This window comes from Nonomuraea sp. NPDC054003 (assembly GCF_055585125.1).
Genome location: NZ_JBVJKR010000001.1, coordinates 363451 through 385427, shown reverse-complemented (window position 1 = coordinate 385427; position 21977 = coordinate 363451). Strand labels below are relative to the sequence as shown.

24 protein-coding genes are annotated in these 21977 nt (G+C 67.6%); 9 read left to right on the top strand and 15 right to left on the bottom strand.

The annotated features are described in order from the left end of the window. Positions 1-5: 5 nt before the first annotated feature. Together ACZ6YG_RS01605 and ACZ6YG_RS01600 are read right to left on the bottom strand one after the other, a co-directional pair. Positions 6-1130, bottom strand: a complete 1125-nt coding sequence (locus ACZ6YG_RS01605; RefSeq protein ID WP_466016914.1) for a sensor histidine kinase — start codon at positions 1128-1130, stop codon at positions 6-8. A gap of 222 nt (positions 1131-1352) precedes the next feature. Then, positions 1353-3338, bottom strand: coding sequence for a hypothetical protein (locus ACZ6YG_RS01600; protein WP_466016913.1), 1986 nt, complete (start codon positions 3336-3338; stop codon positions 1353-1355). A gap of 521 nt (positions 3339-3859) precedes the next feature. Between ACZ6YG_RS01600 and ACZ6YG_RS01595 the strand changes: the two genes are divergently transcribed. Then, a complete protein-coding gene (locus ACZ6YG_RS01595) occupies positions 3860-4411 on the top strand; it encodes a hypothetical protein (RefSeq protein ID WP_222708869.1) in 552 nt (183 codons plus the stop codon). 93 nt (positions 4412-4504) lie between these two features. Here the strand turns inward: ACZ6YG_RS01595 and ACZ6YG_RS01590 are convergent, their stop codons facing one another. After that, entirely contained in the window at positions 4505-5695 is a 1191-nt protein-coding gene (locus ACZ6YG_RS01590; RefSeq protein WP_466016912.1) for a macrolide family glycosyltransferase, read from the bottom strand. Positions 5696-5738: 43 nt separating this feature from the next. Here ACZ6YG_RS01590 and ACZ6YG_RS01585 point away from each other — a divergent pair, with 43 nt between their 5' ends. After that, a complete protein-coding gene (locus ACZ6YG_RS01585) occupies positions 5739-6329 on the top strand; it encodes a TetR/AcrR family transcriptional regulator (RefSeq protein ID WP_219550348.1) in 591 nt (196 codons plus the stop codon). Positions 6330-6332: 3 nt separating this feature from the next. Here ACZ6YG_RS01585 and ACZ6YG_RS01580 read toward each other — a convergent pair whose 3' ends face one another. The 4 genes from ACZ6YG_RS01580 to ACZ6YG_RS01565 form a co-directional block, all read right to left on the bottom strand. Next, positions 6333-6797 carry a GbsR/MarR family transcriptional regulator gene (locus ACZ6YG_RS01580; RefSeq protein WP_148030219.1) on the bottom strand — a complete coding sequence of 155 codons (465 nt, stop codon included), beginning with the start codon at positions 6795-6797 and terminating at the stop codon, positions 6333-6335. Further along, on the bottom strand, positions 6794-7690 hold the full coding sequence (locus ACZ6YG_RS01575; protein WP_466016911.1) for an alpha/beta fold hydrolase: 897 nt from the start codon (positions 7688-7690) through the stop codon (positions 6794-6796). Before ACZ6YG_RS01575 ends, ACZ6YG_RS01580 begins: the two co-directional genes overlap by 4 nt. Positions 7691-7770: 80 nt before the next feature. After that, complete coding sequence (locus tag ACZ6YG_RS01570; RefSeq protein ID WP_466016910.1) at positions 7771-8316, bottom strand: GNAT family N-acetyltransferase; 546 nt, start codon at positions 8314-8316, stop codon at positions 7771-7773. A gap of 78 nt (positions 8317-8394) precedes the next feature. After that, positions 8395-9066 carry a winged helix-turn-helix transcriptional regulator gene (locus ACZ6YG_RS01565; protein ID WP_466016909.1) on the bottom strand — a complete coding sequence of 224 codons (672 nt, stop codon included), beginning with the start codon at positions 9064-9066 and terminating at the stop codon, positions 8395-8397. Between the two features lie 82 nt (positions 9067-9148). Between ACZ6YG_RS01565 and ACZ6YG_RS01560 the strand changes: the two genes are divergently transcribed. Next, positions 9149-9715 carry a dihydrofolate reductase family protein gene (locus ACZ6YG_RS01560; protein WP_466016908.1) on the top strand — a complete coding sequence of 189 codons (567 nt, stop codon included), beginning with the start codon at positions 9149-9151 and terminating at the stop codon, positions 9713-9715. 3 nt (positions 9716-9718) lie between these two features. On the opposite strand, the gene ACZ6YG_RS01555 is transcribed toward ACZ6YG_RS01560, so the two are convergent. Continuing rightward, positions 9719-10177, bottom strand: a complete 459-nt coding sequence (locus ACZ6YG_RS01555; RefSeq protein ID WP_466016907.1) for a MarR family winged helix-turn-helix transcriptional regulator — start codon at positions 10175-10177, stop codon at positions 9719-9721. A 67-nt stretch (positions 10178-10244) separates the two neighbouring features. Here ACZ6YG_RS01555 and ACZ6YG_RS01550 point away from each other — a divergent pair, with 67 nt between their 5' ends. Then, positions 10245-10736, top strand: coding sequence for an SgcJ/EcaC family oxidoreductase (locus tag ACZ6YG_RS01550; protein WP_466016906.1), 492 nt, complete (start codon positions 10245-10247; stop codon positions 10734-10736). A 3-nt stretch (positions 10737-10739) separates the two neighbouring features. On the opposite strand, the gene ACZ6YG_RS01545 is transcribed toward ACZ6YG_RS01550, so the two are convergent. Together ACZ6YG_RS01545 and ACZ6YG_RS01540 are read right to left on the bottom strand one after the other, a co-directional pair. Then, positions 10740-11372 carry a TetR/AcrR family transcriptional regulator gene (locus ACZ6YG_RS01545; protein WP_397197676.1) on the bottom strand — a complete coding sequence of 211 codons (633 nt, stop codon included), beginning with the start codon at positions 11370-11372 and terminating at the stop codon, positions 10740-10742. Positions 11373-11459: 87 nt separating this feature from the next. Beyond that, positions 11460-11819 (bottom strand): hypothetical protein, encoded by a 360-nt coding sequence (locus ACZ6YG_RS01540; protein WP_466016905.1) that lies wholly within the window; start codon positions 11817-11819, stop codon positions 11460-11462. A gap of 251 nt (positions 11820-12070) precedes the next feature. On the opposite strand from ACZ6YG_RS01540, the gene ACZ6YG_RS01535 reads away from it, so the two are divergent. Then, complete coding sequence (locus ACZ6YG_RS01535) at positions 12071-12523, top strand: NUDIX domain-containing protein (RefSeq protein ID WP_397197680.1); 453 nt, start codon at positions 12071-12073, stop codon at positions 12521-12523. A gap of 22 nt (positions 12524-12545) precedes the next feature. Here the strand turns inward: ACZ6YG_RS01535 and ACZ6YG_RS01530 are convergent, their stop codons facing one another. Beyond that, on the bottom strand, positions 12546-13448 hold the full coding sequence (locus tag ACZ6YG_RS01530) for an alpha/beta fold hydrolase (protein ID WP_466016904.1): 903 nt from the start codon (positions 13446-13448) through the stop codon (positions 12546-12548). A gap of 64 nt (positions 13449-13512) precedes the next feature. On the opposite strand from ACZ6YG_RS01530, the gene ACZ6YG_RS01525 reads away from it, so the two are divergent. Both ACZ6YG_RS01525 and ACZ6YG_RS01520 read left to right on the top strand, forming a co-directional pair. Next, entirely contained in the window at positions 13513-14187 is a 675-nt protein-coding gene (locus ACZ6YG_RS01525; RefSeq protein ID WP_466016903.1) for a TetR/AcrR family transcriptional regulator, read from the top strand. A gap of 940 nt (positions 14188-15127) precedes the next feature. Further along, a complete protein-coding gene (locus ACZ6YG_RS01520; protein WP_466016902.1) occupies positions 15128-15583 on the top strand; it encodes a hypothetical protein in 456 nt (151 codons plus the stop codon). A 381-nt stretch (positions 15584-15964) separates the two neighbouring features. On the opposite strand, the gene ACZ6YG_RS01515 is transcribed toward ACZ6YG_RS01520, so the two are convergent. The 3 genes from ACZ6YG_RS01515 to ACZ6YG_RS01505 form a co-directional block, all read right to left on the bottom strand. Then, complete coding sequence (locus tag ACZ6YG_RS01515; RefSeq protein ID WP_466016901.1) at positions 15965-17011, bottom strand: MAE_28990/MAE_18760 family HEPN-like nuclease; 1047 nt, start codon at positions 17009-17011, stop codon at positions 15965-15967. Beyond that, positions 17008-18252, bottom strand: coding sequence for a GmrSD restriction endonuclease domain-containing protein (locus ACZ6YG_RS01510; protein ID WP_466016900.1), 1245 nt, complete (start codon positions 18250-18252; stop codon positions 17008-17010). The genes ACZ6YG_RS01515 and ACZ6YG_RS01510 overlap by 4 nt, the downstream gene beginning before the upstream one ends. A gap of 295 nt (positions 18253-18547) precedes the next feature. Further along, the gene (locus tag ACZ6YG_RS01505) at positions 18548-19837 is read right to left on the bottom strand and encodes a hypothetical protein (RefSeq protein ID WP_466016899.1); all 1290 of its coding nucleotides are present in this window, start codon (positions 19835-19837) and stop codon (positions 18548-18550) included. A 359-nt stretch (positions 19838-20196) separates the two neighbouring features. Here ACZ6YG_RS01505 and ACZ6YG_RS01500 point away from each other — a divergent pair, with 359 nt between their 5' ends. After that, a complete protein-coding gene (locus ACZ6YG_RS01500; protein WP_466016898.1) occupies positions 20197-20466 on the top strand; it encodes a hypothetical protein in 270 nt (89 codons plus the stop codon). Between the two features lie 250 nt (positions 20467-20716). Next, positions 20717-21451 (top strand): GntR family transcriptional regulator, encoded by a 735-nt coding sequence (locus ACZ6YG_RS01495; protein ID WP_466016897.1) that lies wholly within the window; start codon positions 20717-20719, stop codon positions 21449-21451. A gap of 41 nt (positions 21452-21492) precedes the next feature. Here ACZ6YG_RS01495 and ACZ6YG_RS01490 read toward each other — a convergent pair whose 3' ends face one another. After that, positions 21493-21897 carry a hypothetical protein gene (locus tag ACZ6YG_RS01490; RefSeq protein ID WP_466016896.1) on the bottom strand — a complete coding sequence of 135 codons (405 nt, stop codon included), beginning with the start codon at positions 21895-21897 and terminating at the stop codon, positions 21493-21495. Positions 21898-21977: the final 80 nt, after the last annotated feature.

Sequence of the window (21977 nt, the reverse complement as noted above, 5' to 3'; positions counted from 1 at the left end):
GACGCTCACACCGGCAGCACCGCCCGCACCCGGAACCCGCCCTCCGGGACCGGCCCCGCGGCGAGCGTCCCGCCGAACATCGCCACCCGCTCGCGCATCCCGACCAGCCCGTAGCCGCTCTCGCCCGGCCGGGGCGGCGGGCCGGACGGCCCCCGGTCCACCACCTCCAGCGTGAGCTCGCGCGGCCGGTAACCGACCGTCACCGTCACGTCGGCCGGCCCGGCGTGCTTGAGCGTGTTCGTCAGCGCCTCCTGCAGGATCCGGTAGGCCGACAGGTCCAGCGCGGGCGGCAGCGGCACCGGTTCGCCGTGGATCTCCGTCTTCACCGTCAGGCCGGCGGCGCGTACCTGGTCCACCAGTTCGTCCAGCCGGTCGAGCCCCGCGATCGGCACGGTCCCGTCGCTCTCGGGCCCGCGCAGCAGGTTGAGCATGAGCCGCAGCTCCTCCACCGCCTCCCGGCCGGTCGCCTCGACGGTGGCCAGGATCTCCCGCTCGGGCGCCCGCTCCTGCCCCAGCATGAGCCGGACCCCGCCGGTGCGCATGGTCATCACGCTCACGCTGTGGACCACGATGTCGTGCAGCTCGCGGGCGATGCGGGCGCGCTCGGCGGAGACGGCCTCGCGGGCGAGCAGCTCGCCGCGCTCCGCCGCCCGCACGGCCAGCGCCCGGTAGCGCCGCACCGCGATGCCCGCGCCGGCCGCGACGGTGGTCATGACCACGGCCACCGCGACGTCGCCCCACCCGGGCGCGTTCGAGGACGCGGCCAGCATCGCCGCCACGAAGACGCCGGTCATCGCCAGCCCCGTCACCGCCCGCCGGTCACGCGGGCGCACCTCGCTCAGCAGCGTGAACAGCAGGAGCAGCTGCGTGTAGTACTGCCACGCCGCCGCCACGTCCGCGACCAGCAGGAACCCGGCGACGTTCGCGATCGTGTACGCGGACAGCACCCCGAACGGCGCCCGCCTGCGGAACAGCACGAGCACCGCCGCGGCGACCCCGGCGGCGATCCACCACGCCGCGTCCTGCCGGTCGGGGGCGGCGGTGCGCTCGCCGATCTCTTCGGCCACCGCGAACAGCCCGACGACGCCCGCCACGAGCCAGTCGACCGGGGAGGGGATACGCGGCGCCATGCCGGAAGTATGACCTGTGACCGGACCGGATCATGTGCCGGGTAGGCAACGGTCGTCCGGTTTCCGGTCCGTGCGGTTCCCCGTATCTGGGACAACCCGAACACCTGCCGTCGCGGGCGCCTGCCTCGTCCTGGCGCGGCCCGGAACGCCTGCGGGCGGGCGCCGCGCTGAACGCGGCGCCCGCCCGGGCTGGAGGGTTGGTGCTCCGTCAGCGATGATCCGCTACGCGCTGTGGACGAGGGACGGGCAGCTGGCCGGCAGGGAGTTGCCGCCCGCGACCGCGCACGCCGTCTGCTGCATGTTCCTGTACGGCAGGAAGAACTGCTGGGCCGGCGAGAAACCGAGGAGCGACGCCAGCGAGAGCCGGCCGTCCTCGGTCAGCTGGTGGGCACTCCGGCCGTCCAGCTTCTGGCCATCCACGTCCTGACCTTCGACGTCCTGAGCCTCGGCGTCCTGGCCCTCGGCGTCCTGAGCCTCAGCGTCCTGGCCCTCAGCGTCCTGGCCCTCAGCGTCGGGACCCTCGACGTTCAGGTCCTCAGCGTCCGGACCCTCCACGTCCTGAGCCTCAGCGTCCTGGCCCTCGGCGTCCTGAGCCTCGACGTCCTGGCCCTCGGCGTCCTGAGCCTCGACGTCCTGAGCCTCAGCGTCCTGGCCCTCGGCGTCCGGACCCTCCACGTCCTGAGCCTCAGCGTCCTGGCCCTCGGCGTCCGGACCCTCCACGTCCTGAGCCTCAGCGTCCTGGCCCTCAGCGTCGGGACCCTCGACGTTCAGGTCCTCAGCGTCCGGACCCTCCACGTCCTGAGCCTCAGCGTCCTGGCCCTCGACGTCCTGGCCCTCAGCGTCCTGGCCCTCGGCGTCCTGGCCCTCGACGTTCAGGTCCTCAGCGTCCGGACCCTCCACGTCCTGAGCCTCGACGTCCTGGCCCTCAGCGTCCTGGCCCTCAGCGTCCTGGCCCTCAGCGTCCTGGCCCTCAGCGTCCTGGCCCTCAGCGTCCTGGCCCTCAGCGTCCTGGCCCTCGACGTACAGGCCCTCCATGGTCTGGCCGAACGCGTTCTGGCCGAAGGCGTTCTGTCTGTCCGCGTTCAACTGGTCCACGGTGGCCAGCCATGGGGTGAAGAGCGCACCGTAGCTGGGGAGGATCACCGACACGTAGTTGTTGGTGGCCTGTGCGTTGTTGGCGCTCCGGTCCTCGGGCCGGGCGGCCTTCTCGGCCTCGTTCTCGGCCTGGGTCCCCACCGGCTCGGCGTCGCTGGGCTCCGGCTGGTCCTGCGGGTCAGCGACCTCGGCGATCATCGGCTCGCGGTCCGCGGGTCCCTGACGGTCCCAGGAGTCCTCGTGGTCCGGCCCGTCCTCGCGGCTCCAGGCGTCCTCGTACTCCGGCTCGTCCTCACGGCCCCACGAGTCGTCGTACTCGGGCTCGTCCTCGCGGTTCGCGGCTTCCTCGTAGTTCGGCTCGTCGTCGCGGCTCCAGGCGTCCTCGTACTCGGGCTCGTCCTCACGGTTCCAGGAGATCTCGCGCTCCGGCCCGTCCTCGCGGCTCCAGGCGTCCCTGTACTCCGGCCCGTCCTCACGGTTCCAGGAGATCTCGCGCTCCGGCCCGTCCTCGCGGCTCCAGGCGTCCCTGTACTCCGGCCCGTCCTCACGGTTCCAGGAGATCTCGCGCTCCGGCCCGTCCTCACGGCTCCAGGCGTCCCTGTACTCCGGCCCGTCCTCACGGTTCCGCGACTCGTGGTCGGCCGGCCCGTCCTCGCGATACGAGGCTTCCTCGTACTCCGGCCCGTCCTCACGGCCCCAGGCGTCCTCGTACTCCGGCGCGTCCTCGTGGCCCCAGGATTCGTGGTGGGCCGGCTCGTCCTCGCGGTATTCCGCTTCCTCGTAGCCGGGCTCGTCCTCGCGGTATTCCGCCTCTTCGTAGCCGGGCTCGTCCTCGCGGTATTCCGCTTCCTCGTAGCCAGGCTCGTCCTCGCGGTATTCCGCTTCCTCGTAGCCAGGCTCGTCCTCGCGGTATTCCGCCTCTTCGTAGCCAGGCTCGTCCTCTTGGTTCCAGGAATGCGGGTGGTGCGCCGACTCGTGGGCTTCCTCGCGGTGCCGGGTGTCCTCGTAGTTCGGGGAGTCCTCGCGGTGCCCGGCGTCCTCGTGGTCGCGGGATTCCCAGGCCTCCTCGGCCGAGTCGTCCTCGTGCCACTGGTCGTTGCGCTGGTCGGACATGGTGCTGTTGGGGCCCGGCCAGTCGGCCGTGCCTGCGTACGCGGGTCCCGTCGAAGCCAGGGGAGCCGCGAGAGCGACCGTGGCCGCGGCTACCCACAGCAGGCCGTTCCGGCGATTTGTCTTTTGCGTGTTTGGTCTGGTCATTTTTCTTTCCGTATACGTCTAGGGCTCTGCTATTACTTTCTTGGCGCTTCGCCTCTGCACGACTTGTACGGAAATACCCGTGACCCTCTGGCCGAACCCGCCGATATTGCCAGCTACCAGCAAAGTACTACCATGTAAGATAATCAGGCCAGCCCGTGCCGAACTACAAAAATCCCCATTTAGACCGATTTACCACACCGCCCATTTGTCCATATTTGCGCCGATTCTGGAGAGCAGTCGAACCATCTCCCGACCGGCGCCGCCAGACCTCCCAGGAGCGACGCCGGGGGCGGCACCACGGGCACAGAACGGGTCATCGTTCCTCAATCCAGTCGCATGGTCTCAAGAGGGCATGTATCTGGATACGATCAACGACCGTGCAGAGACTGAGCGGAGTGTTGATCGGGGCCGTGTTCGGCATGGTCTTCGTGGCGATCAACGCGAACGCGCCCCTCCCCCCGTCAGCCGGTACGGCGCTCCGCGTCATCGCGGGGCTCGCGCTCGCGAGCGTGGTCGTCCTGTGGTTCCTCGCCGGCCGCCGCACCCGGGGCGGCGCCGCGGAACCCGGCGGCGCGCCCGGCGGCATGTTCAACCGCAGGTACGTGGTGATCGTCGTACTCGAAGCGCTGGCCCTGTTCGGCGGCCTCCGCGTGCTGGACGCCCTCGGCTGGCCGGAGCAGTCGGGCGTGGCCTGGATCGCCCTCGTGGTCGGCATCCACTTCGTCGCCCTGTGGCCGGTGTGGCGGGAGGTCAGCATCCTCGTCCCCGGCGCCGGTCTCACCGTCCTCGGCCTCGCGGGCCTGGCCATGGTGTGGACGGAGGCGGTCGCCTGGGTCCCGATCGTCAGCGGGGTCCTCTCCGGCCTGCTCCTGCTCGCCGGCTCCGCCTACTACGCGCAGCGGGTCTTCCGCGCCCTGCCACGCGGCTAGCCGCCCCGATGCGCCCGGTAGCCTGCCCAGGCCACCGGCCCGGAGGAACGCCCAGCGCGAGCCGCGGGTGCGGGACGAGGCGGGCTCTCGTCCTCACCCAGCGCCGTCTCCCGGTGCGCGCATCAGCTTCTCGATCTCGTCGGCGGCGGCGGTGGCGCCGCCCGCCGCCTCGATCTCGCCGCGCATCCAGTCGAGCCTCTCCCGTACGCGGGGGTCCGAGGAAACGTCCTCGACCGCCTGCCACAGCGTCCCGGCCGTGACCTGGCCGGGCGGGAGAGTCTTGCCGAGGCCGAGTTGGGCGATGCGGTCGGCGTTGGCACGCTGCTCGGCCATCTGCGGCACCGCCACCAGGGGCACGCCGTGATGGAGGCCCTCCATGGTGCCGCCCATCCCGGCGTGGGTGACGAAGGCGCGGGCGTGCCGCAGCACCGCGAGTTGCGCCACCTGCCGGTGCACCTCGACGTTGGGCGGGACCGGGCCCAGGCCGGCGGGGTCCGCCGCGCCCGTCGCGAGCACGACGCGCCACGGGCGCCCGGCCGCCGCTTCCAGGACCGTACGGTAGAAATCGGGCCGGTCGTTGTACCCCGTGCCGAGAGAGACCAGGACCACGGGCAGGTCGTCCGGCGGCTGCCAGTCACCCTGGAAGGCGCGGCCGGTCAGGGCGGGGCCGACGAAGCGGTAGCCGGGGCCGAAGGTCTCGCCCGCGTACTGGAAGGCGCGCGGCAGCATGACCAGCCGGAGCTCCGCCCGCGAGCCCTGCATGAATCCCTGGACGTCGGCGCCCAGCCCTTCCCTGCGCAGGAAGGCGGCCAGGCGCGCGAACAGGACCAGGAAGCCGGGGCTGAGCGGGTTGAAGGTCGTGTACTTGAGGTGCATGGACCAGTGCTCGTTGCCGACCAGGTTCGGCCAGGTCTCCACGGACGGGACGTCCCACCGGTGGGCCAGGACGCGGCCCCACCAGGCCATCGGGCCGTCGTGGACGACCAGGTCGGGGCGCTCGCCGTCGCCGAGCTGGGCGAGCACGGCCTTGGTCTCGCCGAGAAGCATGCGGGTGGCGCGGATGAACTCCCGGCCGTGCATCTGCGGCGCCGGCCGGCCCTTGAGCGCTTCCCAGGACGAGGTGAACGGGACGACCTCGGCGCCGGTCTCGGCGACCCGGGGCGCGTACTCCTCCGTGGTGGCGTACGTGACGCGGTGGCCCCGCCGCACCAGCTCGGCGGCCAGGCCGAGAGTGGGGTTGACGTGGCCGGCGGCGGCCGGGGCGAAGAATGCCAGCGTTCCCATACTGCTGTATGTTAATACACAGGTATGAAATAAGGGAGGGCCCGTGCCGAAGAAGGTCGACCACGACGAGCGCCGCCGGCACATCGCCGAGGCCGTGCTGCGCATCGCGGGCCGCGACGGTCTCGACGCCGCCACGCTGCGGGACGTGGCGGCGGAGGCGGGCATGTCACTCGGCGCGGTGCAGTACTACATGCGCACCAAGGACGAGATGCTCCGGTACGTGGTCGCCTACCTGGGCGAGCAGGTCACGGCGCGGATCACGGCCGGGGTCGACTTCGCGTCCGTGGACGTGCGGGGCTTCCTGGTGTCGATGGCGACGGAGATGCTGCCGCTGGACGACCGCCGCAGGGCCGAGCGGCGGACCGGGCAGGCGTTCGGGGCCCGCGCCGGAGCCGTGCCCGAGCTGGCCGAGGCGCTGCGGGAGGGTCAGGCCTGGCTGCACGACCGGGTGGCGGATCTGATCAGCGAGGCGCAGCGGACCGGCCAGGCGGCGGGCGACCTCGATCCCGGGCACGAGTCGGTGGTGTTCCTGGCGCTGGTCGAGGGCCTCACGGCGGAGATCATGCTCGGCCTCCGGGACCCGGACGCGGCCCTGGCCGCCGTCCGCTACCACGTGGGCCGCGTCCTGCCCTGACCGTCAGGACCGGCGCCGCTCCCAGCGGTCCCAGAGGGCGGGGAGCTCGCTCTCCAGGAAGCGGTACAGCTCGGCGACGTTCGCCAGCCGCTCGCGGCGTCCGGGCGCGGCGCCGGACAGGACGGTGAGGCCGCGCTCGGTCACCTGGCGGAAGGCCGTGGTCTTGGCGTAGCGGTTGGCGAGCATCCGGCTCCAGCCGTCGGCGGCGATGCGGAAGTACTCCTGCCGGTCGCCGCGCCTGCGCACGCCCTCGACCAGGCCGCTCGGCGTGAGCAGGCGGGTCGTGGAGCTGATGGAGCTCCGGCTGACCTGCAGCGCCTGCGCGAGCTGGGCGGCGCTCTGCTCCGGCGGGTCGCAGATGAGCAGCCACCCAATGACCCGCCCGGCGATGTGCGGCAGGCCCTCGGCGGCGAAGAAGGCCGCGACGTCGTCGACGAAGTCGAGCTCGGCGTCCGTTGGCTCGGTCATGATCTCATTGTCGTGTTCTCGCCGGGGTCCCCGCGCCCATCGGCCGGTGATTCGCGCAGGAAGCCGGTGATGAGGGCGTTGACCCGCTCGGGCTCCTGCCGGTTGGACCAGTGGCCCGCGCCCTCGATGAGCTCGAACCTCGCCCCGGGCACGAGCCCGGCCGCGGCCCGGGTGTGCCGGGGCCGCACGCCCGCGTCGTGGCTGCCCTGGATGAACAGCGTGGGGCAGCTGATCGTGGGCAGCTCGGGCCGGAGGTCGACGCGCATCCGGCGGAACCCGATCGAGTCGTTCTGCCAGTCGGAGGAGCCGGCCCCGTTGGCGAGGACGTCGGCGTGGTACTCGTCGACGATCTCCTCGAAGTCGGCGACCGGCCCGGCGAACAGGGCTCGCCTGGCGAACCACGCGCAGGTGGCCCGGCTCCGGAAGACGAGCGACGGGATGGTCCGGTTGAGCAGGCGCGACTTGGCGGTGAGCCAGAGCATCTGGTGGACGACGGGCGGGAACGAGATCACGCCCGCGGGCGCGAGCGCGACGAGCCGCGACACCCGCTCCGGATGCCTGATCGTGTACGCCAGCGCGATGGCGCCGCCCTGGGACAGGCCGACGAGCGCCGCCTGCCGCAGGCCGAAGTGGTCGAGCACGGCGGTGACGCACTCGATCATCCGGTCGTGGCCCGCGAAGCCCTGCCACGGCTTGCTTTCGCCCTGCTTGGGCCAGTCGAGGGCGAGGACCCGGTGCTCCGCGGCGAGAGCCAGGATCGCGTGCCGCCAGCTCAGCAGCGCGTTGTCGTTGCCGGCGCCGCTGAGCAGGAGCACGGGAGGACCGGTGTCGCCGCGCACGATGACGCGCAGGCTGCCTTCGGGCTGAGGGATGTGGACGCTCTCACCAACCATGCCTCCACCGTACAGTCATTGCAGTAATGACTGCAATGACTGGCACCATCAGGGCCGGCATCGCGGCGCGACCACCGCCGTCAGGACGGGCGGAGATCCTTGTGGTAGATGCGGAAGTCACAGGAACCGGCCAGATGCGGCGCGAGGTCGGGGTGACTCTCCTCCAGAGAGCCGACGCGCACGACCCGGTAGCCGATCCGGGTGTACCACTCGTTCAGGTACTCCTTGAAGGGATGCGCCCACTCCCGTGGCGCCAGCAGCTCCAGCTGCATGACCTCCGCGCCCCGCTCACGGCCCAGCCGCTCGGCGAACCCCACCAGCCGCGACCCGATGCCGGCGCCCCGGTAAGCGGGATCGGTGGCCAGCATCCCGAACTCGGCCTCCCCGCCCTCCAGCCGCCGCACCCGGACGCCGCCCACGACCCGGCCGTCCAGCCAGGCCACCGCGATCTCCCCGGCGCGGATCAGCTCCGCCATCTCCTCCGTGCTCGTACGGGAGACCTCGCGGGCCCACAATCCCTCTTCCGAAGCGGTGTAGACGCGGTTGACCAGCTCGGTCAGCTCACCGACGAGCGCCGCGTCGCCACCGGCGGCAGCGGGCAGCAACCGGACCTCGACCTGCGACATCGATCCTCCGTACCGGTTCTCCTGGCGCCAATCTACCGTCGCGCCCGGTCGATGTCGCCGGGCCGGACGGGCCCCGCGTCAGGTGGCGACGGCGTCGGTGTAGGGGACGCGGAACGTCGCCGAGAACTCGGCGAGCAGCGCGGCGTCCCCGCTGAGCGTCACCGCCCCGGACGCGACGGCCGCGCCGGCGTCGAGCACGCCCGCGAGCAGGTCGCGGAAGCCCGGCCCGGCGACGACGACCAGGTCGGGATCGGGATGCCCGCCGGCCTCGACCGCGACCGTGCCGTCGCGGACCGTCGCGCACGCGACCGCCTCGCCCGACCTCACGACGTACACCCGGCTCCGCCTCTCCGGCGGAGCCTCTCCCCCGCCCGCGGCGACCCTGAGCCCGGCCACCAGGGCGGCCTCGGTGACCACCTCGCCCTCGTGCGGATCGCGCATCGCGGCGGCGCCCCAGCGGCCGAGCGCGTCCAGAGCCGGCGCGAGCTCCCCCGCCCGCGGAGTCGCCCGGTAGACGACCGATCGGCCCTGCCCGCCCTGCAGCTCCCTGGTCACCAGCCCGTCGCCTTCGAGCTCCTTCAGGCGCGTGGCCAGGATGTTGGTCGGTATGCCGGGAAGGCCCGCCGCGAGGTCGGAGTAGCGGCGCGGCCCCACCAGCAGGTCCCGGAGGATCAGCAGCGTCCAGCGCTGCCCGAGGACTTCCGCGGCGCGGGCCAGGCCGCAGTACTGGCCGTATTCGCGAGTACGCACGAGCACATCCTAGGTCGTTGACTTCACTTCTACAAGCATGCTTCACTTTTGCAAGTAGCTACCCCGGACAGAGGAGCGGACCATGACCAGTGACCTGATCGTCGACATCTTCCTGTCGGTCGACGGATGGGCGGGAAGTGATGGGCTGCCCGGATACTTCGGCTACTTCGGGCCCGAGCTCGAGCAGTGGATCAACGCCGAGAGCGACGCGCCACAGCTGGTCGTGATGGGCCGCCGCACCTACGAGGCGCTGGCGGGACTTCCCGACGAGGCCAAGGACGAGTCGTGGCAGCGGCTGGTCGAGCTGGACAAGGTCGTGTTCTCCACGACCTTGTCCCGGGTCGCCTGGCCGAACACCAGGATCCTCCGCGGCGACCTGGCGCATGAGATCCGGCGGCTGAAGGACGGGAGCGCGGTGCCGCTCCGCACGATGGGGAGCCTGTCCCTGGCCCGTCAGCTCGTCAGCGCGGGCCTGGTCGACCGGCTCCGGTTGATGACCTTCCCGCTGTTCGCCGGCGACGCGGGCCGCGACCCGGCGTTCGCCGGCATCACGTCCGCCGACCTCGAACTGACCGGTCACCGCGTCCTGGACGGCCGGATCCTGCTGAGCGAGTATCGGCCCACGGGCAAGGACATCCCCCGGGCCTGAGGCTCAGGACGAGGTTCTGACCCGGGCGGCCTGCTCCTCCTGGACCTCGCGGGCGGTACGCAGGAAATCGAGGATGACGGCCAACTCGTCAGGCCCGTACTTCTGCAGCGCCTGGGCGCCCGCCCGGCCGACCGGGACGAAGATCTCCGCCTCGGCCGAGCGGGCGGCGTCGGTCGCGGCGACCAGGACGCGGCGGCGGTTGCCCGGATCGGGCGCACGCGACACCATGCCCGCCCGCTCCAGCCGATCGATGACCGTGGTGGTGGCGGCCGGGCTGAGCTTCAGCGCGACGCTGAGCCGACCCGCGGGCAGCGGGCCGCCGGCCAGCACCACGTCGAGGCAGCGCAGGTCGGTGCGGTTGAGCCCGAGCCGGTCGGCGGCCGCCTCGTCGAAGGCGTCGAAGCTCCGCTGCAACCGCCGGAGCTCCATGGCGATCTCTCCGATGACGCTATTCTTCGACATTCGAAACTTTCTGATATCGTACATTTCGCTGATCGAACCAACGATATCATCCTGCGGAGGCACCGCCATGCGCCCGACCACCCTCACCGACACCGCCCAGATCGAAAGGCTCTTCGCCGACTTCCTGGCGGCCTGGACGGCGGGTGACGCCGAGGCGTTCGGCGCGCTGTTCACCGACGACTCCGACTACGTCTCCTACGACGGCACCATCGCCCGCGGCCGCCTGGAGCACGAGCGCAACCACGACAAACTCTTCCGCGGCGTCCTGGCCGGCTCGGCGCTGGTCGGCGAGCTGGAGTCGGTCCGCCACCTCACGCCGGACGTGGCGGTCGCGCACGGCACCGCCTCCGTCCTGATGCCGTGGCGCGCCACGCTTCCGGCGCGGCGGCTGTCGCGGCAGACCATCGTCCTGGCGCGGACGGCGGCCGGCTGGAAGATCAGCGCCATTCACAACGGCCGCGTCCGCCCCGTCACCGTCCCGGAGCCCGACGCGTTCCCGTCCAAGATGTCCCAGCTGATGGCGCGCGTCGCCCGCCGGCTCGGCCTCGGCCGCCGCTGACCCCTAAGTCGTGTGCGCGCAGCCCGGAGCCGGACGGCGGGCGACGCCGGCGAGCACCAGGTCGAGTTCGGCCAGCGACTCCTCCAGCGCGGCACGCTGGTCCGGGGCGCGTGCGATGTCCAGGGCGCTCTCGCAGATCCCGCCGTACAGCAGCGAGGTGGCGGGGTCCAGCGGCCGGTCCGGGATGCACCCGGCCTCGATCGCGATGGCGAGCCCGCGTCGCATCTGCTCCTTGCACCCGGCCTGGATGTCGCGCATCGCGGACCAGCCGAGCGCGCCCGGCGCCTCGACCAGGGTGATCTTGCGCACGGCGGGTTCGAGTGACGCCTCCAGCAGCCGCCGGCAGCCCGCCGCCACCCCGTCCCACGGATCCGGCTGGGCCTGGAACGCCTGCCTGACGATCGCCGCGAGCGCCTTCTGGTCGGCGGCGTAGACCTCGCGGAAGATGTGTTCCTTGTTGCTGAAGTGATGGTAGAACGCGCCGCGGGTCACGCCGGCCCTGGCGCAGATCTCGTCCACCGCGGTGGCGGAGAAGCCGTCGCCGATGAAGAGCTCGCGCGCCGCCGCGACCAAGGCGCCCGTGGTCGCCCTGGTGCGTTCGTGCTGGCTCCGCCGCACACTCGTGTTCCCTGCCACCCGCGCATCTCCTCCTGCTCCGAACCCGAGGTTAGAAGAACATACGCGGCGAACGTGTCGCCCCGACCGTGCAGCGGCATCACGTCGTCATGCGGTCGCCTGAAGGATGTCCGCCAGTGCCCGCGGCGCGGTGACCATGGCGTCGTGGCCGGCGTCCAGGACGGTGGCCGCCCAGCCGTGCTCGCCGGCCAGCCGCGGGAACGGCATGGGGCCGCCGGGCGTGCAGAGCACCGCCCGGCACGCGATCGCGTCGACGACCCCGGACAGCCTGGTCAGGTCGAGCACCCGGTTGTACGCCTGCCCCCGGCGCGTGAAGACGTCCACCGGATTGACCCCGGCCGCCATGACCCTCACCAGCACCTCGCCGAACACCGGCACAGGCTCCTCCACCTCGACCAACGCCATGGCCTCGGCCTCTCCCCACGCCGCCTGCCGCATCGCCCGCATGACCGCCCCTCCTGAAGTTGATGACCTCAAGGACGATACATACATACACCATGTATGTAAATGTGGAGGCATGGTCGTACGGCGGCCATCGTGGACGCTCGCAGGACCATGCAGGCCGAAGCCGTGGCAACCTCAACGCCTGCACATCGTCCAGTGGCCCACCTGTCCGCTGCGGACATGGCAGGGTGCACCAAGCCAGCACCGCGGCCCGGCCCTCAGGCGTACGCGGATGACACTCCGAAGGGAGCACCGTGAACAACTTCCTCGCCCGCCTGTGGCTGCTCATCCGCGGACCGCTGCAATGGCGTCTGCTGTGGTTGTGGAACGCCAAGTTCATGATCGGCGTCACCGGCGTCGTCAGGGACGAAGAGGGCCGCGTGCTCCTCCTGCGGCACCGCATGTGGCCGCCCGACCGGCAGTGGGGCTGCCCCACCGGGTACGCCAACCGGGGCGAGAAGTTCGAGGACACCGTCATCCGCGAGGTGCGGGAAGAGACCGGTCTGCACGTCAAGGTGGGGAGTCTCATCCACCTCAAGAGCGGATACCGGCTGCGGGTGGAGGCGGCTTACGAGGCCGCGTTCATCGGCGGCACACTCGCGATCGATCCCGCGGAAATCCTGGAGGCGACATGGTTTTCGCCGCACGACCTCCCTCAGGGGCTGCAGGAGTCACACAAGCTCCTCATCCAGCGCACACAGCCCTGAGCCCGGGACCCCTGTCTAGTCGCTACCCGGTGAAACGGGAACGCGCTTCGGAGTCGATGAACCGCACGACGCGGGTGTTGACCAGTTCCGGCGCCTCCAGTGGAAGCCCGTGGCCGATGCCCTGCACGATCTCGGCGCGTACGCCGGGGATGAGCGCGCTCGCGCGGCGTAGCGCCTTCTTAGGGATGAGCAGCATGCTGCGCCCGGCGAGCAGGACGAGCGCGGGGACGCGTATCGAGCTCAACTCCTCGTCGGTGAAGGGCCTGGCCGCCGGACGGTAGGAGGGACGGTACGTACGCGAGCTCAGCACGATCGGCGCCATCAGCCGGGCCGGGGCGATCAGCGCGTGGTTGGCCAGCACTCGCGCAAACCAGGGTCGGCACCGGCGAGGAAGGAGCATCGCGAACAGGCCGCCGATCGTGCCGGCCAGGAAGCGGAGGGGGACCTTCTGCAGACCGCCGGGGTCGAGCAGGGTGACGGAGGCCAGGCGTTCGGCGCCGTAAACGGCCTGGTTGAGCGTCAGCCAGCCGCCGTAGGACAGGCCGACCAGATGGACCCGGTCCAGACCGAGCCTCTCAAGCACCTCGTTCACCCAGGCGGCGTTGTCCCGGGAGTCCTTGACCACGGTGTGCTGGACGCTGCGACCGGGGTCGTCGATGGTGTCGATGGCGTAGACGGGGTGGTGCTCGCCGAACGCCTCGATCTGCGGATACCAGTTGGAGGAGTTCGCGCCGTGACCGTGCAGCAGCACGATGGGCTCCCCCCGCCCGGCCCCGGCGCGATGCACATGCACGACGCCGAAGCGGGTTTCGACGTCGAACTCCTCCCGGGGCTCGGGCCACAGGCTCATGGCCTCCTCGTAAGCCTTCAGGAACCTCTCTCTCGCCTCGTCGCTGACGAAGCGGCCGACGGCTGTCCTGGTCATCGAGCTCTCCTCAATTTTGGTAGTACTATCGTACTACCAAAAATCGTACAAGAGAGTGAGTCGCATGCCGAAGCTGGCTGACCATGGCGAGCGTCGCGCCCAGATCGCCGAGGCACTCCTGCGCATCGCCGGGAGCAGGGGGCTGCATGCCGTCACCATGCGGTCGGTCGCGGCGGAGGCGGGCTTCGCGGTGGCTGTCGTGCAGTACTACTTCGAGTCCAAGGAGAAGCTGCTGCTGTTCGCGCTGCAGCACCTGGCGCAGCGAGTGGGCGAGCGGGTCCGGGAGCGGGTGGCCGAGGCCGGCTCGAACGCGAGCCCCCTGCGCGTCGTCGAGGCCGTTCTCGCTCAGGCGGTTCCCGCGGACGAAGAGAGCCGGATCTTCCACCTCGTGTACACGGCGTACGCGGTTCTGTCGGTGACAGATCCGGCGCTGGCTGCCCAGCCCTTCCTGGACGCCCCCGACCAGATGCAGACCTTCGTCGCCGACCGGCTGCGCGAGGCCCGGGACGCGGCAGAGGTCGCCGCCGACCTCGACCCGGAGAGCGAGGCGGCCGGGCTGCTCGCCATGTCGGCCGGTCTGGGCACCAGCGTCCTGCTCGGCCAGCGCAGCGCCGAGCAGGCCCTGGACATCCTGCGCTATCACCTCGCCCGCATCGCCCCGCCTGATGTCCCGAACGCCGACACCGCACGCGCGGCCCACGAGCCGAATGCCGGCCACCGAGAAGCCCGTCCGACCTGATCTTCTCCAGCCTGGCCTCCGGAGCTACCAGATACAGGTCGCCCACCACGGCGCTTGAAGTCGTCCCAGTCGGGGAGCAGGTCGGCGTTGGTGTAAGAGTTGATCTCCAGCCGGGCCGAAGCGCCGTGGATGGCGGCGGTATGGCCTCGGCACCCCTCGCGGTCGCGTTGAGCGAGGTCCCAGCCGAATGCTCGGACATCCGGGTGGTCGCCGGGGGCGGCGAGGTCGGGCCGGTCGCGGTCGGTGATGAGGATAGTGCGGCGTTCGAGCATGGGGCGGACGAAGGAGCCGCGTCCCCATCGAGGGCATCTCACGCCTGGTCGGACACTCCAACACGGTGGTCACCGAGACCGTCTACCGGCGCCCGTCCGACCTGTGATCATGCAAGGAGCTGCGGCTATGGACAAGATCTTCGGGGGTTAGTCACTCAGCCGCTGTTATCAAGATCGAATATTTTACGCAGGTGGGCGGTACTGGGTTCGAACCAGTGACCCCTCGCTTGTAAGGAGCCATGATCCCCTCAGCCCCGATCCCAAGCTGCGGCGACCCTCACACCGCTGGCCACCCCCAACCGCTTCAGAGGCTGGCTAATGGCACGCTAATGGCACAGTGATCATGCCGATCACCTGCGATTCGATCAAGCTGGAGGGCACGTAGTGGCACAGGCTCAGGCACGCAGATGGCACGGAAGCGAACCCGGCGCCCCTACGGGCGATCCACCGCATGGAGTCGAACTGCCGGCGGTTTTACAGCGGGCTGACGGTCCGGACGCTGAGTGCTCTACGACCTGCCCTTCTGATCGACCGCAGAACCGACAGTCCGCAGTTCATCCCGCGCATATCCCGGATCTTGAGTATCGTCCCTCTCCTGGTGTCCCAGGGGCGTTCGTGACGGTCCGAAAGCGGCGAAGCATCCCAAACTTAGGACATAAGGTGTCTCCGTGAATGTGATCGAGTTCCGCGTTGAAGGGCCAGTCGCCCCCATCGTCTATCCGCACATGGACATCCTGATCGACGACATCAATCTCATCGAACTCGCGCGCGTCGTCGAACTACCACTGGCCTCACTGGAATCCAGCCCAAGCATCGCGGGCTCCTATGCGGGACTACTGGAGCGGGACTTGATCTGCTGGCCAAGCACCCATTTCCTCGGAGCCCCCCGTCTCCAGTGGTTTCCCGAAGGAGAGACAGTGCTGCTGGGCTGCGAATGCGGCGAGTGGGGATGCTGGCCGTTGACCGCGCAGGTCGAGGTAACCGAGCAGACCGTCACTTGGTCTGGGTTCCGTAACGGCCACCGTCCCAACTGGGATCTCAGCGCGCTGGGTCCTTTCGTCTTCGACAGGCAGCAGTACGAGACGGCTCTCCGCAGAACCGCCGCCTCCCCGAGGCTGCCTTGACCGCAGGCTCACCGTTCAGCTTCCAGACGCTGGAGCGCCCCCCGGCATGGAGCTGGGCCGCAACAACCCTGCTCAGTGAGCCGTGCTGAGGAACGAAGCACGGATCGTCGATCGCCCCCAGCAATCTACGGCGGCCGGCCAGGCAGTGGCGATCGTAGGGCTGCATCTGTGCGGCGGCGCGGCAACCCCCGGTCGGCGCGTTCGGCAACTACGGCGGGGCCGGCGTGCGGTGCCCGGCCCGGTGTCCCGCCGCCGTCCGGGACCGGCCCCCAGGCCGCACGCCCGGACGGCGGGCGGGCGGAGGGCCGGGGGTACGGCGGCGCGCCGCGCCGCCGCTTGATTCCTATGAGAGCAATTCGGCAAGTGATCAAGGCCAGACAATCAGGCCAGCACCAAATAGGAATATCCATCAGGCAAGAGATAGATTCTATTGCGATCACTCAACGGCGACCCGATATTAAGACCAACCGAGGCTCCCTTGCTGGCCTCAGCGACTTTCGCCCCAGAGGACTCGATACTCTCGATCTTTCTACAACCTGCCACGCCTTGTCCATCGATGACTGCAACAACATCGCCCAATTTGACCGGGAGCGGCAGCACTTCGTATCCAGCGATTCGGTGCTGAAACACCTTTGTGGGGCGTCCAAGCTCTTGGCCAGCACAAGCAATAATGAAATGCGTCAGCCATGATGTTGCTGCAGCGATTAGAGCTCTAGCATAAGCCTCCACGACGTTTAGATATGCGCCGAGAAGCTCTGCGGACAGCAGTTGACTGGCAGTGCCGTGCGCGACTTCATTTCTACGTTCCGCCAAGTCATCGATCACAAAGAACGGATTTCCTTCATCCGGAAAATGCTCTTGCATTGTATCTACAAGTTCATGAGCTCGCCCCAGACCATCCAGTCGCAAGCCAATCCGCTCAAAAGTTTGACGAATAACATCCGCCCGGAAATTGGCGGTGTGATGAGCAAACACAATGTCGTTGAGAAAGAACTCAGCCCCACTCATGTTGCAGCTATGGAGCGCCGCAATTAAGTTAGCCGCTTCGACACTACCCTGATACTTGCCAGTGTTTAACTTTCCGAGGACCTCTAGCGTGAGTGGCATATGATGCTTTTGGAGAGTCTCGGGGAGGTCGCTATACGTTGGAGCCACGGCAGACAGTCTGCGCACAAGATCGGAAATTATCGATTCAACGAAATTTTCCAGCAACCCATACAATCCTACTATAACCGCTTTATAGTAAAAACTGTGCAGGCTCGCAGTAGAACTCACCAAGCGACTCAGCTCTTTGATCTCTACCTCAAATTGATCATGCAGCTCATCTTCGGCAGACACTCTAGAGAACGTTCGAAGAATCTTGAGAATATCCAGCTGTAGCCGGAGGTCTTGAACCCCTGCCGACAGAGCAGTGAGGTGGCCTTTCATCGGCCTGCGGACCCTAGGATCCGGTCCACGAGGCGAGTTACAAGAACATCTCTTTCTCGAAGGTTCCGAAGATTGGTAGTGCGAGCATCAAATGATGCGAAATTTTCCTCATAAAACTTAGGCACTGCCGCCCGGAACTCTTCTGCCGCAGCGCGGAGTTCAGCTGACCTATGGAGATGCTGGCTGAAGACATACATTATAGCGTCGTAGGCTGTAGTGGTGGGACGCTCAAGCCAGCCCCAGTTCCCGTGCCGATACCTCCACAACCAGAAGGCCTTCTCTCCTAGCACGTCATAGACCAGAGCGACTGTTTCGGTGAACAAGTTCTCTAGGCCAGCCAAGGTAGAGTCCGGGAACAGATTCCCTGCCTTTAGGTAGCTGTCGAGATATGTGCGCAGTGCGCCAGTTCCGATGCGGCGTCTCTGTCGATGCGCGAAGAATCTGAGCACCAACTCTACGTCGAACATAGTCCGATAGTGCTGATTCTGCTCTAGCTCGTATGGAATTTGCCCGAGCTCTTCCTCGGCCGTGGGGAGAGGGATATCCCACATGCGACACAAATTGGGGTTTCTTGAGAGTTTAATACAGAGCTTATTGAGGCGACCATTATAGATCGCGTTACGCGTCTCTTGCTCTTTCAGGGCGACGCCACCACTGTTGATTCTTTCGAATACCAACTGCTTGAGTCTTTCAGCTTCGGCAGGCGTTTTCGCGGTTTCGCGTAGCAAAATGATTGAAGAAAGATATCTTCTATCGACTCCCCTGCGGATCTGCTCAGGAAGTTCTTGATACGTGCGACCATTAAGCTCCGGCCACTCCACCAACCCGTCTAGCCGGAGGTTTCCCTGATAGAAAGATGCTATCGCCGTCAGCCGTTGCAGGCCATCCATAACTTCATAGTGAGAGAATTGATCTTCGTATAGAAAGACGGGCGGCACTGGAACGTTCATGATAAATGATTCAATTAGGCGCGACTGCTTGACCGCATCCCATCGATGCCGGCGTTGAAATTCGGGATTCAGTTCATAGTCGTCACTTTCCACCATCCCTGCGATCGTATTTAGGGGATACCGAGCCTGCTCGGTGACGATCCGCACTTCCCCGGCAGAATATTTATTATTTAGCTCTGCGTCGGATACGCGAGATACTATGCCACTTTCGACGCCTTCGAAATCCAGGTACTCTCCGCTAAAAAGTACAGGATCGGGATAGTCGTTGAGGTTATTTACAGATTCCACCATTAGTTTCTCCAATGGAGGCTGATCGCGATAATTCAGCCCTAGTAACTTGTACCGCCAAGAAGCCCGGAGGCATCAGTCGGACCCGTGAACCCGCCTAGCCAGACCTGGGGCCACCGTACTCGTGTGCCAGATTCGAGCGCTAGTTGTTCGGCCCCTGCGGCCTTGGCCACTCGCTGTGGCATCACGACAGTTATGCCGCTCGTCAGGGCAGCCCTGCGCAATCGCGCAGGTAGCACGCGGTGCCGGGTTAGCAACGTCGCCCTTCAGCGACACACTCAAACTGTAGCTCTCATACCTAGTCCATCAAGTCTGGACGACGGGTTGAGAGGGCTCGTCGCGCAGTCACGAACCTCTCGTGAAACTCCTCAGCGAGGGCTTCTCGTCGGTAGCGCTGTCGTAGAACGCGGTCGAGGTCTCCGGCGCGGTTCACAAGGTCAGTGAGGGATCGTCGATCGATGTCGAAGGCAGCCAGACCTTCATCAACAGCCGCATCGAGATCACCGCGTCGGGCATGGACAATGCCAAGGTCTATGCGCGCATCGGCGACTCGCATGGGAGCGTTGGAGGTGCCGTCTGGGCGGGTGTGCATCTGGATGGTCTCGCGGGCGTGTTCTTCGGCGCGATCGTCGTCGGCAAGCCAGGTGTAGCAGGTGGCGGCGTAGAAGACCCACTTGGCGTGGTCGAAGACGAAGTGGTGGTCCGGATGGTCGGGCATGGGTAGTCTGCCGAGCACTTCGGCTCCGCGAGTGAGGGCACGGTCGGCTTCGCGACGGTCGCCAGTGCGGGCCAGGCCGCGGGCTTCTTGGAGGGTGAGTTGGACCATGGCGCTGCTGGTGCCAGCCACGGCCTGTCCCATGCGGGCGGCGGTGACAACGTCTTCATAGCGGCCTTCGACGAGGGCGAACCACGCTGACATTTCGTGTGCCCAGCCCATGAGTTCGCCGTGTCCGACCTGGCGGCCCATTTCGAAGGCGGCACGTCGGGCCGTTTCGGCCTCTTCCCTCTCCCCCAGGTCGTAGTGGACGCAGCCCAGCAGGGCGGTTAGCCAACCGGTGATTACGAGCAGTTCACGGTGCTGGTCCAAGGTGAGGCGGCCGGCGAGCAGGTGGTTGATCTGCGCCAGGCGCTTCTGTGTACGGTCTCGTAGCGTGCTTGCGGGCACGACCGGATAGGCGCGGCATAGGAGATCGACGGCTTCGGCGAGGGCTTCCAAGGTTCCGGTCCCGACGTCGGATGCCTGGAGTTGCTGGGCGAGTTCCATGGTCCCGTACAGTTCGGCCTCGGCCCGCAGAGCATCCACCGGCATCGCCTGAGCCTCGACGAGGCGGCTGCCTGTCTGCCTGTTCTGGGTGAATCCGAGTGCTTCTGGTTCCAGGCCGGTCAGTTGGGTGAGTGCCAGCCGATAGGGGGTGCGGGGCCATCGGACTTCCCCTGCTTCCCAGCGTCGGATTCGCTCCTCGTCGCACGCCAGTCGCTCGGCGACGCCGGTCGGGGTGGCGTTGATCTTTTCGGCCATCTCCCAGCGGGAGAGCCTGTTCTCGTTTCTCCAGGCACGTAGCCGCACGTTCGGGATGTAGTCGGGCATCTGCGGGCCTTCCTCCCGGCTGGGGGCTCGAAGAGGGGAAACAAGGGGGCCGATCAGGGGTCCTGTTCAGACGCGGTTGCCGGTGGACTTGTCATCAATCAACCACGGTACGTCACGCGGCCTCCCGGACACAGGGAACGCCGGATGAACGAGGAGATGGCGACGGTGATCCGGCCTGATGAGAAGAGTGAGACCTTGCCCTGCCCGGCTTGCCGGGGACGCGGGATCAAGCTGCGTGTTTCGCGTCGTGTGCTTCTCGTCAGTGACGGCGACGGAGATGAGTTCTCAAGCAGGGAGCGGACGTGTCTCGACTGCCTCGGAAGCGGCCGGGCCGAAGGGAGCGCGAAATGAATTCGATCATGGCTGCGGTAGCCGGTTTCCCGACCGACAGGGAGGAGGCCGACGCGCTGATCCGGTTGCGGGATCGGCTCGTGGGCCTGGGTGTCAACGCCGAGCTGCGCGACAACAACACCGCCCTGATGGTGCATCGGCCCGATCCGGGGCTGCCGGTGTGGGTGTTCGTCGGGTACGGCGGGGCCTACTACTCCTGGCAGAACGCGGAGAAGCGGCACCCGACCAACGATGTCGAGGGCGCGGCGAACGTCCTGGCGGAGCACGTCGCCAGGTGAAGACGGACGCGACGAGGCTGGTGATGGAGTCCCGCCGGGAGGGGACGGGCCGTCACTGGTGCCTCGTCGCGTCCCCTGTTCCGGCAGGTGGTCTCAGTGGCGCCCCCGCGGCTACCTTCCCAGGCCGGCCGCTGCGCCGCCTGCCGGGCTTTCTCGTGTACGGCTTGGCTTCCGGCAACGGCGTGGACAGGCAGCGACGAGCCGGTTACGCTCAAACTTGGTAAAACAACTTGTCGGCTGTTGGACGGTCATGATGTCGCTTGAGTCCGTACCCCCGAAGTATGCGCAGCTTGTGCAGACTCTCCAGAGGCGCATCGAGTCCGGGGACTACCCGCCCGGTGCGCTCCTGCCCAGCGAGAACCAGCTCATCCAGGAGTTCGGCGTCTCCCGTCCCACCGTCGTCGCCGCTCTGCGCGTGCTGCGTGAACAGGGCTGGATCGAGTCCCAGCAGGGCAAGGGCCGCTTCGTGCGGGGCCGCCCGGCGATGGCCTCGATCGAGCAGAAGCGCCCCGGACAGGCGTACCTCACCCGGCCGGAGATCGACTCCACGGGTGAGATCGTCGAAGTGGGCGCGGTGGCCGCATCGAACCGGGTTGCCGTGCTGCTCGATGTGCAGCCCAAGAGCAAGGTGTTCGTACGTCGGCGGCTGATCGTGCGCGAAGGCGAGCCGACTGAACTGGTGTCACTCTGGCTGCCGTTGGAGCTGTCCGAGGGGACGGATCTGACCAGCGGCGAGCCGTTGCGGCAGGGCCTGCGCGAACATCTCCAGGCGCGAAAGAGCGTGCGGTTCGATCACATCGTGGAGCAGATCACCGCACGCATGCCCACGGCCACAGAGTCCGGACAGCTCAGCATGCCCAAGGACACTCCGCTTCTGGCAGTGTTCGGCGCGGTGCGTGAGGCGTCAGGACGTCCCCTGACTGTGGTGGAGGTACTCCTCCCGGCCGACCGGCACGAGTTGGAAGACGCCTATCCGATCGCGTAGGGCCCATCTGAGCTTGGGCAAGATCTGCGAGGCACTGCACGTTAGAAGCAGCGCCAATCCCCGTCCCAGTCATGGGAGTCGTACGCCTCGACGATGACGCGGCGACCGCCGGCGGAGTCCTCGTCTGAGAAGTACAGAGTGATCATCGCTTTTCCTTCGGCGCCGGGGATCGACGCGTTGTCGTAGTGACGGCGGATCTCCTGCGGCTTAAGCGCTGTCTGCAGCGTGATCCGAACCCGGTAATCGCAGTAGCGTCCGCTCCCCATGGACAGGTTCTTGTCGAAGATCGCATCCCCGTCCATCGGGAAGAGGTTTCGGGTGTTCGGTGGGAGCGGGTAGTCGAGTACGCGCTCGTAGAAGGCGTCAAGCCGGGCGTTGTCGCGCCACTGTGGGCTCATGATCAAGTAAACCAGGCCAGCGAGCGCGGCAATCACGGCTGCGGCCACACACCCCCACAAGATTCGCACCAGAGCCTCCCACGATGTCGCGCCGTTGGCGTGGAGGACTGTCTATCGGATCGGTGACA